Raw genomic sequence first — 12,531 nt, forward strand, 5'->3', positions numbered from 1 at the left:
CCCGCGGGGTTTGGTGGCGTCCCCCACTTCTCCCCCCGACCCCCCCTCCCCGTCATTCCGGGCACTGCCGGACCTGCGATTCCCGCTGGGAGGCGTCGCCTCAGGAGCCGGACTGCTCGGACGGACCGGTCCGCGCGCCGGCGGGCTGCCCGGCGGGCGTCGCGGCCGGAGCCGTCCCGGCGGATGACGCGGCCCGCTCGCGCTCCAGCCGGAGCGCCTCCTCGCCGCCGATGGCCTCGCCGCGCGCCACCATGCCCGAGGTGTCGGACAGCGGGATCTCCCGCAGCAGGAACGCGAGGACGAGCGCGATCGCCAGGAACGGGACGAGATAGAGGAACACCGGTGCCAGGGACTCGGCGTAGTCGCTCACGACGGCGTCCCGCACCTGGTCCGGCAGCGCGTTCAGGGCGGCGGGATCGAGGGTCGACGTCGCCTGACCGGCGGCCTCGGGGCTCGCGCCGGAGGCCGTGAAGGTCTCCCGCAGCCGCTCGGACAGCCGGCTCGTGAAGATCGCGCCGAAGACGGCGACGCCGAGCGATGCGCCCACCTCCCGGAAGTAGTTGTTGGTGCTCGTCGCGACGCCGATCATGGTCGGGGCCACCGAGTTCTGCACCACGAGGACGATGACCTGCATGATGAGGCCGAGCCCGGCACCGAAGAAGAACAGCATGGTGCAGATGATCCAGATCGGGGTGCTCGCGGTGAGGGTCGACATCCAGAGCAGGGTGGCGAGCGTCAGTGACGTCCCGATGATCGGGTACTTGCGGTAGCGGCCCGTGCGGGAGATCGCGATCCCCGAGTAGATGGACGTGCCCATGAGGCCCACGATCATGGGCACGAGCAGCAGGCCGGACACGGCGGCGGAGGTGCCCGAGGCCATCTGCAGGAACGTCGGCATGAACGCGAGCGCGGCGAACATGCCGAGCCCCAGCGTGAGGCCGATGCCGGTGCTGGTCACGAAGGTGCGGTTGCGGAAGAGGCCGAGCGGGATGATGGGATCCTCGGCCCGGCGTTCCACCAGGACGAAGGCGACCGCGGCGAGGACCATGCCGGCGCCGAAGGCCCAGGTGAGCGGGGAGGTCCAGCCCTCCTCGGCGTCACCGCCGAAGTCCGTGAAGAAGATGAGGCACGTCGTGGCGACGGACAGCAGGACGACGCCCGGGATGTCGATGCGCCGGGTGGCCTTCTTCGACGGCAGGCGCAGGGTGAACCACGCGATGGCGAAGGCCGCGATCCCGACGGGGATGTTGATGTAGAAGGCCCAGTTCCAGGTCAGGTGGTCCACGAAGTACCCGCCGAGGAGGGGGCCGGCGACGGCGCTGATGCCGAAGATGCCGCCGAGGGGGCCCATGTACTTGCCGCGCTCGTTGGCGGGGACGATGTCCGCGATGATCGCCTGGGACAGGATCATCAGGCCGCCGCCGCCGAGGCCCTGGATGGCCCGGAACACCACGAAGCCCCAGAAGTCGGTGGCGAACGCACAGCCGATGGACGCGACGGTGAACAGGGCGATGGCGAAGAGGAACAGGTTGCGCCGCCCGAGGACGTCCCCGAACTTGCCGTAGACCGGCATCACGATGGTCGTGGCGAGGAGGTACGACGTCGTGATCCAGGTCTGGTGCTCGACCCCGCCGAGCTGCCCCACGATGGTGGGCATGGCCGTCGAGACGATGGTCTGGTCGAGGCTGGAGAGCAGCATCCCGGCGATGAGCGCCGAGAAGATGATCCAGATGCGTCTCTGCGTCAGGAGGAGCGGGCCTTCCGGCGCCGTGGTTGTACTCATGAGGGGTCCTGGTTCTGGTGCTGGGCGGGGAGGCCGGAGGCGGCCTCGGGCGGAGGGGAGGGGAAGAGGTAGCGCAGGGCGTCGATGTTCCGGCGGATGACGTCCGGGTAGGACAGCTCGTTGCCGTCGGCGAAGAATTCGTCGAGCGACCGGCGGGCGAGGCCGCCCAGCACGAACGTGGCGACGCGGGGCGCGGGGTGGTCCGCGGGCAGGCCCTCCCGCGCGACGATGAGGTCCGTCAGCAGCTGGGACTTCGACTCGGCCCGGGCGAACATCCTGGTGATGAGCTGCGGTTCCCGGTGCAGGACGGCGGACATCATCTCGTACTCCTCGCGGGAGATGGCCATCCTGGCGCCGAACTCGGCGAAGAGCTCGGTGAGGGCGTCGAGGAGGGGCTTCGGCGGCACGGTCCGTCCCGACGCGACGAACCCGTCGAGGAGCTCCTCCGGCAGCCCCTCGTCGGAGGAGCCGAGGACGGCGTCCTCCTTGGAGGGGAAGTAGTTGAAGAACGTGCGGCGCGAGATGCCGATCTCGTCGCAGAGCTGCTCGACGGTGAAGCCGCCGAGGCCGTGCTCGAGCGTCCGGCGGCGCGCGGCCGCCACGAGGGAGGAGCGGGTCCGGCGGCGTTTGCGTTCCCGCAGCCCCAGGTCCTCGTTTTCTGCACTGTTGAGCATGGAGTACATATTTGCACTATGAAGTTTCGAGTGCAAATTCGAGCGGGATCGCGAAAAGGGCGCACCCGGTGCGGGTACGCCCTTCCCGGGACGGCGGGGACGCGCCCGTCAGGCCTGCGGGGGCCGCGTCATGGAGAGCACGTCGAGCGCCGAGTCCAGCTGCTCCTCGGTGAGGTCCCCGCGCTCGACGAAGCCGAGGGCCAGGACCGCCTCGCGGACGGTGAGTCCCTCGGCGACGGCCTTCTTGGCGATCTTCGCGGCGTTCTCGTAGCCGATGTACTTGTTGAGCGGCGTGACGATCGAGGGGGAGGCCTCGGCGAGGAAGCGGGCGCGCTCGACGTTGGCGGTGATGCCGTCGACCATGCGGTCGGCGGAGACGCGCGTGGAGTTGCTCAGCAGGCGGATCGACTCGAGCACGTTGCGGGCGATCACGGGGATGCCGACGTTGAGCTCGAACGCGCCGTTGGTGCCGGACCACGCGACGGTGGCGTCGTTGCCGACGACCTGGGCGCAGACCATGAGGACCGCCTCGGCGATCACGGGGTTGACCTTGCCCGGCATGATCGACGAGCCGGGCTGCAGGTCGGGGAGGGAGATCTCGCCGAGGCCCGTGTTGGGGCCGGACCCGAGCCAGCGCAGGTCGTTGTGGATCTTGGTGAGCGACACGGCGATGGTGCGCAGCATCCCCGAGACCTCGACGAGCGCGTCGCGGTTCGCCTGGGCCTCGAAGTGGTCGCGCGCCTCCGTGAGGGCGAGCCCGGTGTCCTCGGCGAGGAGCTCGATGACGCGGGCGGAGAAGCCCGCCGGCGTGTTGATGCCGGTACCGACGGCGGTGCCGCCGAGGGGCACCTCGGCCACGCGCGGGAGCGAGGCCTCGATGCGCTCGATCCCGTAGCGGACCTGGGCGGCGTACCCGCCGAACTCCTGGCCGAGGGTGACCGGTGTGGCGTCCATGAGGTGCGTGCGGCCGGACTTCACGACGGTGGCGAACTCGGCGGCCTTGCGCTCGAGCGCCTCGGCGAGGTGTGCCAGCGCCGGGAAGAGGTCCTTCACGAGCGCCGAGGTCGCCGCGACGTGGACCGAGGTCGGGAAGACGTCGTTGGAGGACTGCGAGGCGTTGACGTGGTCGTTGGGGTGCACCGAGGCGGTGCTGCCCGCCGCTTCCAGCGCCCGGCTGGCGAGGGTCGCGATGACCTCGTTGGCGTTCATGTTCGAGGACGTCCCCGAGCCGGTCTGGTAGATGTCCACGGGGAAGTCGCCGTCGTACTTCCCCGACGCGACGTCCTCGGCCGCGGCCTCGATGGCCCGGGCCCGCTCCTCGTCGAGCACGCCGAGCTCGGCGTTGGCCGTGGCCGCGGCCTTCTTGATGCGGGCCAGTGCCTCGATGTGCGCGCGCTCGAGGGTGGTGCCGGAGATCGGGAAGTTCTCCACGGCGCGCTGCGTCTGCGCGCGGTACAGGGCGTCGACGGGGACGCGCACCTCGCCCATGGTGTCGTGTTCGATGCGGTACTCAGGGCTGGCTGGAGGCGTCATGCGGCAATTCTCGCGGGTCGCGCTCCTAGGCGCCAAATCCTGACACGAGCACGGCCCGTCCCTCGTCGAGGCGGTAGGAGACGCCGATGACGGCCGTGTCCCCGCCCACGACGGCGTCCGCGATCACGCGCGAACTGTCCACCAGGCGCTGGGCCGTCTGCCGCGTGTGCTCGACGACTGTCTCGTTCACGTCGGTGACGCCGGAGCGCCGTGCCGTGAGGACCGAGGGCATGATCCGCTCCACGAGGTCCCGGATGAACCCGGCCGGCATGTCGCCGGTCTCGATCGCGTTTATGGTGGCCGTGACGGCGCCGCAGCTGTCGTGGCCGAGGACCACGATCAGGGGTACGCCGAGCACGCTGACGCTGTACTCGAGGGAGCCGAGGACGGCGTCGTCGATCACCTGCCCGGCCGTGCGGACCACGAAGACGTCACCGAGGCCGAGGTCGAAGATGATCTCCGCGGCGAGGCGCGAGTCCGAGCAGCCGAAGATCACGGCGAACGGGTTCTGGTTGTCCACGAGCGCCGCGCGGCGGGAGGCGTCCTGGTTCGGGTGCGAGGAGTCGGCGGCGACGAAGCGGGCGTTGCCCTCCTGCAGGCGGAGCCACGCGTCGGCCGGGGTCAGTTGCTGGTTCACGCCGCCCACTGTACTGGTCGGGGCGGGCCCGGGGCAGGTCCAGGTGCTCAGGGGCCGTCCGCGCCGGACAGGCGCTCGGCCTCCTCCGCCGCGTTGCGCCGCACGTCCTCGATCACGGCTGCCCCCAGGGTGTCGAACTCGGTGAGCGCGGCCTCCCCGTTGAGGATCACGGTGGCCCCGTCGACGTCGGACCTCAGCACGGTGTCCCCGTCCGGTGCGTCGAGCAGCTCCCACTCGAGCCCGCCGATGGTCCGCGTGCCCGAGACCTGCGCGTCGCCGATGCGCTGGGCCGCCCAGGTGGGGTTGGCGTCGTCGGACTGGGTGAGCTGGATGAAGCCGGTGTCCGAGGTCAGGTACCCGACCTCCCAGAAGTCGACGCTGTCGCTGCGGCCGGTCACCCAGCGCGCGTAGTTCGAGGACCAGCCCTCGGGGAGCTCCGGCGAGGCGGGGAGGTAGCCGGCGTCCCCGGCGGCCTGGCGTGCGACGGTCGCGACGTCGATGTCGCGCCGATAGGTCTCGGCCGTGTAGGTCGGGTTCAGGAAGTAGACGGGAAGCACGACGGCGATGGTCGCGCCCGTGGCGATCAGCATGCCGCGCGCCGTCGCACTGGCGCGCTTCGCCTGGTTCGGGGTGAGCGTGATGGGGGGCGCGTCGTCGTCGAGTTCCGCCTCGGTGCCGGGGGTGGTCCGCTCATCGCCTTTATCGCTCACCCTCCCATTTTCGCTGATGCAGGGCCCGCCACCTAACCGGGAGGCCGCGGGCGGGTGCCCGTCGCATTCAGGGCCCGGGGGCCGCGGCACGCCTATGATGGCAGCACGGCAGCACCAGGCCCGCGTGGGGCCTGGCCACCTTCGACGATGAGGATCGACGTGTCCCAGAACGCCACGAACGCCCAGTACTCCACACTCTCACCGGCGCTCGCCGTCGGGGACGACGAGCCGGACCGGAACCTCGCCCTCGAACTCGTCCGCGTCACGGAGGCCGCGGCGATCGCCGGCGGCCACTGGGTCGGGTTCGGCGACAAGAACCTCGCCGACGGCGCGGCGGTCGACGCCATGCGCTCGCTCCTGCAGACCGTCCACTTCAACGGCGTGGTGGTCATCGGCGAGGGCGAGAAGGACGAGGCGCCCATGCTCTTCAACGGCGAGCACGTGGGCGACGGCAGCGGCCCCGAGTGCGACGTCGCCGTCGACCCGATCGACGGGACCCGCCTGACGGCCCTGGGCATCAACAACGCCCTCGCGGTGCTCGCCGTCGCCGAGCGCGGCTCGATGTTCGACCCGTCCGCCGTGTTCTACATGGAGAAGCTCGTGACCGGCCCGGAGGCCGCGGACATGGTGGACCTGCGCCTGCCCGTGAAGCAGAACCTGCACCTCATCGCCAAGGCCAACGGCAAGAAGGTCAGCCAGCTCAACGTCATGATCCTCGACCGCGACCGGCACAAGCCCCTCGTGGAGGAGATCCGCGCCGCCGGCGCGCGCACCAAGTTCATCATGGACGGCGACGTCGCCGGCGCGATCGCCGCGGCCCGCGAGGGCACCGACGTCGACGCCCTCATGGGCATCGGCGGCACCCCCGAGGGGATTGTCGCGGCCTGCGCCATCAAGTCCCTCGGCGGTGTGATCCAGGGCAGGCTCTGGCCCACGAGCGACGACGAGAAGCAGAAGGCCCTCGACGCCGGGCACGACCTCGACCGCGTGCTCTCGACCAACGACCTCGTCACGAGCGACAACTGCTACTTCGCCGCGACCGGCATCACCGACGGCGACCTGCTGCGCGGGGTGCGCTACAGCAAGGACAAGGTCCTCACCCAGTCCATGGTCATGCGCTCCAAGTCGGGGACCATCCGCGTGGTCGACGGCGAGCACCAGGCCCACAAGTGGGAGACCTACGCCCGCGTCAAGGACTAGGCCGCCCCCGGAGGGATGCGTCCGTCCGCCACCCGCACCGGGGTGGCGGCGCGCCCCTATAGGCTGGTCGGATGAGCCTTTCCGTTTCGCCCTGCCCCGACCGCGCCCGATGGGACACCACCGTCAACGAGCTGGGAGGGCACCCCCAGCAGCTGTGGGGCTGGGGCGAGACGAAGGCCGCGCACGGCTGGAGCGCCGACCGCGTGCTCGTCGCCGAGGACGGCGTCGTGGTCGGTGCGGCCCAGATCGTGGTGCGGTCCCTCCCGCTGCCGCTGCGGAACCTCGCGTACATCCCCCGCGGACCGCAGACGGCCGACGGTCGTGAGATCGAGGTCCTCGAGGCGATCGCCGGCTACGTCCGCGAGGCGCACCACTCGGTCGCGCTCTCGATCGAACCCGACTGGGACGCCGCGAGCGACGCCGTCGAGGCGCTGCCGGCCGCGGGCTGGAAGGAGAGCGCCAACACCATCCTCATCGGCCGGACCCTCATCCTCGACCTGCGCCGGTCGGAGGAGGAGCTGCTCGCGGACATGACGAAGAAGCACCGCCAGTACATCCGCAAGTCGGGCCGGGAGGGCCTGGCGATCCGGCGCGTGGTGCGCGGCGAGATCGGCGCCTGCCTCGACGTCTACCGGCTGACCGCCGAACGGGCCGGCTTCGGCATCCACGAGGACTCCTACTACCTGGACATCCTCGACAACCTCGGCGACGCCTCGCCCGTGTACGCGGCGTTCCAGGGCGACGACGTCGTCGCCTTCCTGTGGATCTCGGCGACGGACACGACGTCCTTCGAGCTCTACGGCGGCATGACCGAGGAGGGCGAGCGGCTGCGCGCCAACTACGCGCTTAAGTGGTTCGCCATCCAGGAGATGAAGGCCCGCGGCGTGGCCCGCTACGACTTCAACGGCCTCCTCAACGACGGCGTGTCCCGCTTCAAGATGGGCTGGGCGCAGCACGAGGACCAGCTCGCCGGGACCTGGGACCTGCCGCTCTCGCCGTTCTACCCGGTGTTCAGCCGGGCGCTCCCCGTCGCGAAGCGCGGCATGCAGCTCGCACGCCGGCAGGCCGCCCGAACCATCGGCGCGGCCCGGCGGATGCGCGCCCGCTCCTAGGGTCCGGGCGTCCCGCCGCCGACCGTCACGGCGAACGCCAGCACGGGGCCGTCCGTCGCCCCGTGCGCGTCGGCCGCGGGGCGGACGACGAGGGGGGCCTCCGAGGCCGCCACGAAGGCGCTCCCGCCGCGCGGGACGACGAGGGTCGAGTTCGGCGTGTCGAGCAGGATCGGCCCGCTGACGGCCAGGACCACCACGGGGCCGTTCTGCACCACGGGGACGTGCGCCGGCGTGAGGCTCTCACCGGCCGGCAGGGGGCTCGCGCCGCCCGTGCCGCCCGTGCCGCCCGTGCTCGCCCCGGACTCCCCGCGGGGACCGGCTGCGGCGTCGGCGAGTTCGATCCGCTGGAGCTGGAACTCGTCGAAGGGCGGCCGGTAGAGCTCCTGGTCGAGGAACGTGGTGTCGGGGGCCAGCGCCGGGGGAGCGAGCGGCTCGAAGACCACGGTGGCGAGCAGCTCACCGGTGTCCACGTGCTTGGGCGTGAGGCCGCCGCGCAGCACGTTGTCCGAGGACGCCATGACCTCGATCCCCAGCCCGCCCAGGTATGCGTGGATGTTCCCGGCCGGCAGGTAGAGGGCCTCCCCGGGCCGCAGCGAGACCCGGTTGAGGAGCAGGGCCACCAGGACGCCGGGGTCGCCCGGGTACTGGCGGGAAAGCTCCGCGACGGTGGCGAGGTCGCCGGCGACGCCGGATCCCGGGTCCCCTGCGCGGCTGCCGACACGGCCCGCGGCGGCCTCGACCTCGTCGACGACCTCCCCGGGGGCGTCGAGCAGCAGGACGAAGGACTCCCGCAGGGCCGTGGCGTCGCCCGAGGCGAGCCGCGCGGCGACGGTGTCGAGGAGGTCGTGCGCGGGGGAGCCCGGCGAGACGGCGGCGCCGAGCACCGTGAAGACCTGCCCGGCCTCGGGCAGGGGCCGGAAACCGCAGAGCGCCTCGAACGGTGTCAGGGCGAAGATCATCTCGGGCTTGTGGTTCCGGTCGCGGTAGTTGCGGTGCCCAGCGTCGCGGGGGACGCCGGCGGCCTCCTCCGCGTCGAAGCCGGCCGCCGCCTGCTCGAGGCTGGGGTGCACCTGCAGGGACAGGGCGGAGCCGGCGGCGAGGACCTTCAGCAGGAAGGGGAGGCGGTTCCCGAAGCGTTCGGCGACCGCTCCGCCGAGGAGTCCCTCGGGATCGCGGTCGATCACCTCGTGGAGGCCCTCCCGGCTGCCGTCCGCGTGCACGACCTCCGACGGGGAGTCCGGGTGGGCGCCGACCCACAGCTCCGCCTCCGGCCCACCCGAGGGCTCCCGGCCGAGGAGGTCGGCGATGGCGCGCTCGGATCCCCAGGCGTAGGGGCGGAGGGGGTTCTCGAGGAGGTACATCGTGGCGTCCTTCGGCTGGTCGGGTGGGCGTGCGTCAGGCGTGCGACCGGGATCCCGGTGACATCCCGGCGACATCCCGGTGACATCACGGGGGGTCAGGCGGGGGAGCACTGTCCGTTGTCCGCCAGCAGGTCCCCGAGCGTCGCGTCGTCGCCGATCGTGGCGAGCTCCTGCAGGTACTCCTCGGTGATGCCGTCGTCGGTGGTCTGGGCCGGGGCCCGCGTGACGAGCCCGGCACGCTCGACCTGCAGGGGAGCGGCGGCCGCGGGATCGGCCGCCGGGGGCGCGAACATCCCCTGGACGCGCTCGTGGATGAGGTCGAAGTCCGGGTAGGTGACGAAGTTGTCGGCGGGCGTGCCGAAGTCCGGCGGGCCGATCGTCAGGCGGCGGGTCTCCTGCCCCTTGGCCTTCAGGCCGAGGTCCACGAAGCTCGCCAGCTGGTCCTGCGGGATGTCCGTCTCGACGATCTGCGTGCCCGCCGCGGCGATCGACTGGAAGCGGGTCAGGACGGTGGCGGGGTCGAGCTGGGCGATCATCGCCTGCTGGACGCACTGCTGGCGGGAGATGCGGTCGTAGTCCGTGACGAACTCGCGCGATCTGGCGTACCAGAGGGCGTGGTAGCCGTCGAGCGTCTGCACGCCGGGCCTGATCCAGCCGTCGGGCGGGTAATGGCGGATGGGGTCGGTGCCCGGGATCTCCGCCGCGGTGATCGGCACCCAGCCGCCCGCGTCGATCCGGATCCCGCCCATGGCGTCCACGAGCTGCTCGAAGCCGTTCATGTCGACGAGGAGGTAGGACTGCACCTCGATGCCGAGCACACCGCTCGCGGCGTCCATCATCGCCTCGGCGCCCGGGTCCGCGGTGCCGGGGTACAGGTCGGCGTAGTTCTGCGTGACGTCGGTGTAGAGGCTGTTGATGATGCACGGGTCGCCGCAGTTGTACCCGTCGGGGTAGACCTCCCAGAGGGGGGAGTCCTCGGAGAACTGCGCGTTCTGGAAGTTGCGCGGGATGCTGAACGTCACGGTCGCGCCGGTCTCGGCGTCCACGCTGATCACCGAGATGCTGTCGGGCCGTCGGCCCGTGCGGTCCTCGCCCGCGTCACCGCCCATGAGCAGGAAGTTGTAGCGTCCGTCCACCGGGTCGAAGGCCGGGCCCGACTGGAAGATCGAGCCCACCGTCGACCGGCCGACGCCGAGCACGTAGGCGCCGTAGGCGAGCGACCCGCTGGTGAGCACCATGAGCAGCGCCAGCGTCCCGGCCACGAGCGGGCGGACGCCGCGTTCGAGGAGGGGCATGCGGATGAGCCGCAGGGTGTTGACGAACAGCAGCGCCCACGCGACGGCGATGCCGAGGAGCGCGACGATCAGCGCCAGGGACCACCAGCGGTGGGTCACGACGCCGACCGCGAGCGTGCGGTTGGTCAGGGCGAGGACGAGCCCGAGGAGGATGAGCGCCCAGCACGCGAACGTGGTCCTGAGGGCCCTGCGCCCGAGCCGCCGGTCGCCCGCGACGACCTGCGCGGAGCCGGGCAGCACGAGGGTCATGGCGAGCAGCACGAACGCCCGCTTGGTGCGGACCGCGGGCGGCGCCGTCTGCGGGTAGCGGACGGGGTTGGTGAGGCCCGGGGTGCCCGGGCCGTCGGTGCCGTCCGTGCCGTGGACGCGGGTGGGGGCGATCATGCGCCCTCCGCCGTGGGGTCGGCGATGCGGGACCGCAGGGCGGCGCCCTTCTCCTCAGCGGTCGTCCGGAGGGCACCGGCGAACTCGACGAGCTGGGCGCGGAGCTCCACCGCCCGGTCGTCGGTCCCGGCGGCGAGGATGCGGACGGCGAGCAGGCCGGCATTGCGGGCGCCGCCGATGGACACCGTGGCCACGGGCACGCCGGCGGGCATCTGGACGATGGAGAGCAGGGAGTCCATGCCGTCGAGGTAGCGCAGGGGGACGGGGACGCCGATGACGGGCAGCGGCGTCACGGAGGCGAGCATCCCCGGGAGGTGCGCCGCTCCGCCGGCGCCGGCGATGATGACCCGGAGGCCCCGCTCGGAGGCCGTCCGCCCGTACTCGATCATGGCTTCGGGCATGCGGTGAGCGGAGACGACGTCGGCCTCGTAGGGGATCGAGAACTCGGCCAGCGCGGCCGCTGCTGCCTCCATCACTGGCCAGTCCGAGTCCGAGCCCATCACGAGGCCTACCTGGGCGTTCGTCACTGCATTCCCTTCGGTCGATCCTGCTCGGCGGAGGGCAGGTCCGTGCCGTCGCGGAGGATCGCGGCAACCCTCGAGGCCCTCGCGCGCACGTCGGCGAGCGGCTCTCCGGGAGCCGCCAGCGCGTTCACGTGGCCGATCTTGCGGCCAGGGCGCACGCCCTTGCCGTAGACGTGCACCTTAGCGGACGTACCTGAGGACAGGGCCCACGGGTAGGCCCCGTAGAGGTCGGTGTTGGCGCCGCCCAGGACGTTCTTCATGACGGCGTGCTCGGCGAGCGCGTGCGTCGCCCCCAGCGGGAGGTCGAGCACCGCACGGAGGTGCTGCTCGAACTGGCCGGTGGCGGCGCCGTCCATGGTCCAGTGCCCCGAGTTGTGCGGGCGCATGGCGAGTTCGTTGATGAGGTAGCCCGCCCCGACGCCGGGCGTCTCGAACAGCTCCACGGCCATGACGCCCGTGACACCGAGACTCCCGGCGAGGTGCAGCGCGGCGGCGGTGACGGCGGCGGCGACGTCGTCGGGGAGGTCCGGGGCGGGGGCCAGGACCTCGTCGCACACGCTGTCCACCTGGATCGATTCGACGACCGGCCACGTGACGGCGTCCCCGGACGGGCGCCGCGCCACGAGCACGGAGAGCTCGCGGCGGAAGGGCACGAACTGCTCCACGAGCAGTTCGCCGCCGGTGAGCCACGACCCGGCAGCGGCGAGGCCCGCGGCATCGCGCACCACCAGGACACCCTTGCCGTCGTACCCGCCGCGCGGTGTCTTCAGGACCACGGGCCACCCGGCGGCGGCCGCGAAGGCTTCGATGTCGGCGAGGGTCGTCACGGCCCGCCATGCGGGGTTGGGCAGGCCCAGGTCCTCCACCGCGCGCCGCATCACCAGCTTGTCCTGGGCGTGCCGGAGGGCCGGGGGCGAGGGGTGGAGGGCCACGCCGTCGAGGGCGAGCCGGTCGAGCAGTCCGCCCGGCACGTGCTCGTGGTCGAAGGTCAGCACGTCGACGCCCGCAGCGAAGGCCCGCAGCGTCTCCAGGTCGCGGTAGTCCCCGACCTGCGCCCGGGCCACGGCAGCCACCGCCGAGACGTCCGGCCCCTCCGCGAGGACGCGGAGTTCGAGTCCGAGTTCGACGGCGGGACCGGCCATCATCCGGGCGAGCTGGCCGCCGCCGATCACGCCTATCACGGGAAAAGTCACCGTTACAGCGTACCCACGGCAGGGTCCGGGCCCGCCATCGGCCGGGCGCGGCGCGGCATCTTCCGGCGACTTGCCGGGAAGCTCTCAGGTTGCCAGGACCGGATTGTCGACGCGGGTGGCGGGAC

The 12,531-nt window shown here is 71.9% G+C and carries 11 protein-coding genes; 2 read left to right on the forward strand and 9 right to left on the reverse strand.

Going from position 1 to position 12,531, the window contains the following annotated elements:
* Positions 1-100: 100 nt before the first annotated feature.
* The 5 genes from ACX80K_RS16620 to ACX80K_RS16640 all read right to left on the reverse strand — a co-directional run bounded on the left by ACX80K_RS16620 (position 101) and on the right by ACX80K_RS16640 (position 5,337).
* Complete coding sequence (locus tag ACX80K_RS16620) at positions 101-1,783, reverse strand: MDR family MFS transporter (protein ID WP_459273008.1); 1,683 nt, start codon at positions 1,781-1,783, stop codon at positions 101-103.
* A complete protein-coding gene (locus ACX80K_RS16625; RefSeq protein WP_459273009.1) occupies positions 1,780-2,457 on the reverse strand; it encodes a TetR/AcrR family transcriptional regulator in 678 nt (225 codons plus the stop codon). The genes ACX80K_RS16620 and ACX80K_RS16625 overlap by 4 nt, the downstream gene beginning before the upstream one ends.
* Before the next feature lie 108 nt (positions 2,458-2,565).
* Positions 2,566-3,990 carry a class II fumarate hydratase gene (locus ACX80K_RS16630; protein ID WP_459273010.1) on the reverse strand — a complete coding sequence of 475 codons (1,425 nt, stop codon included), beginning with the start codon at positions 3,988-3,990 and terminating at the stop codon, positions 2,566-2,568.
* A 25-nt stretch (positions 3,991-4,015) separates the two neighbouring features.
* On the reverse strand, positions 4,016-4,627 hold the full coding sequence (locus ACX80K_RS16635; protein ID WP_459273011.1) for a carbonic anhydrase: 612 nt from the start codon (positions 4,625-4,627) through the stop codon (positions 4,016-4,018).
* A 47-nt stretch (positions 4,628-4,674) separates the two neighbouring features.
* Positions 4,675-5,337 carry a DUF4245 domain-containing protein gene (locus ACX80K_RS16640; protein WP_459273012.1) on the reverse strand — a complete coding sequence of 221 codons (663 nt, stop codon included), beginning with the start codon at positions 5,335-5,337 and terminating at the stop codon, positions 4,675-4,677.
* 147 nt (positions 5,338-5,484) lie between these two features.
* Between ACX80K_RS16640 and glpX the strand changes: the two genes are divergently transcribed.
* The gene (gene glpX, locus ACX80K_RS16645; RefSeq protein ID WP_104180123.1) at positions 5,485-6,537 is read left to right on the forward strand and encodes a class II fructose-bisphosphatase; all 1,053 of its coding nucleotides are present in this window, start codon (positions 5,485-5,487) and stop codon (positions 6,535-6,537) included.
* Positions 6,538-6,608: 71 nt separating this feature from the next.
* Positions 6,609-7,649 carry a lipid II:glycine glycyltransferase FemX gene (locus ACX80K_RS16650; protein WP_459273014.1) on the forward strand — a complete coding sequence of 347 codons (1,041 nt, stop codon included), beginning with the start codon at positions 6,609-6,611 and terminating at the stop codon, positions 7,647-7,649.
* On the opposite strand, the gene manA is transcribed toward ACX80K_RS16650, so the two are convergent.
* The 4 genes from manA to ACX80K_RS16670 all read right to left on the reverse strand — a co-directional run bounded on the left by manA (position 7,646) and on the right by ACX80K_RS16670 (position 12,406).
* The gene (manA, locus tag ACX80K_RS16655) at positions 7,646-9,010 is read right to left on the reverse strand and encodes a mannose-6-phosphate isomerase, class I (RefSeq protein ID WP_459273015.1); all 1,365 of its coding nucleotides are present in this window, start codon (positions 9,008-9,010) and stop codon (positions 7,646-7,648) included. The genes ACX80K_RS16650 and manA overlap by 4 nt on opposite strands.
* Positions 9,011-9,105: 95 nt before the next feature.
* Entirely contained in the window at positions 9,106-10,689 is a 1,584-nt protein-coding gene (locus ACX80K_RS16660; RefSeq protein ID WP_459273016.1) for an LCP family glycopolymer transferase, read from the reverse strand.
* Entirely contained in the window at positions 10,686-11,189 is a 504-nt protein-coding gene (gene purE / locus ACX80K_RS16665; RefSeq protein ID WP_459273046.1) for a 5-(carboxyamino)imidazole ribonucleotide mutase, read from the reverse strand. Before purE ends, ACX80K_RS16660 begins: the two co-directional genes overlap by 4 nt.
* A gap of 23 nt (positions 11,190-11,212) precedes the next feature.
* Entirely contained in the window at positions 11,213-12,406 is a 1,194-nt protein-coding gene (locus ACX80K_RS16670; protein WP_459273017.1) for a 5-(carboxyamino)imidazole ribonucleotide synthase, read from the reverse strand.
* Positions 12,407-12,531: the final 125 nt, after the last annotated feature.

This window comes from Arthrobacter sorbitolis, assembly GCF_054510995.1.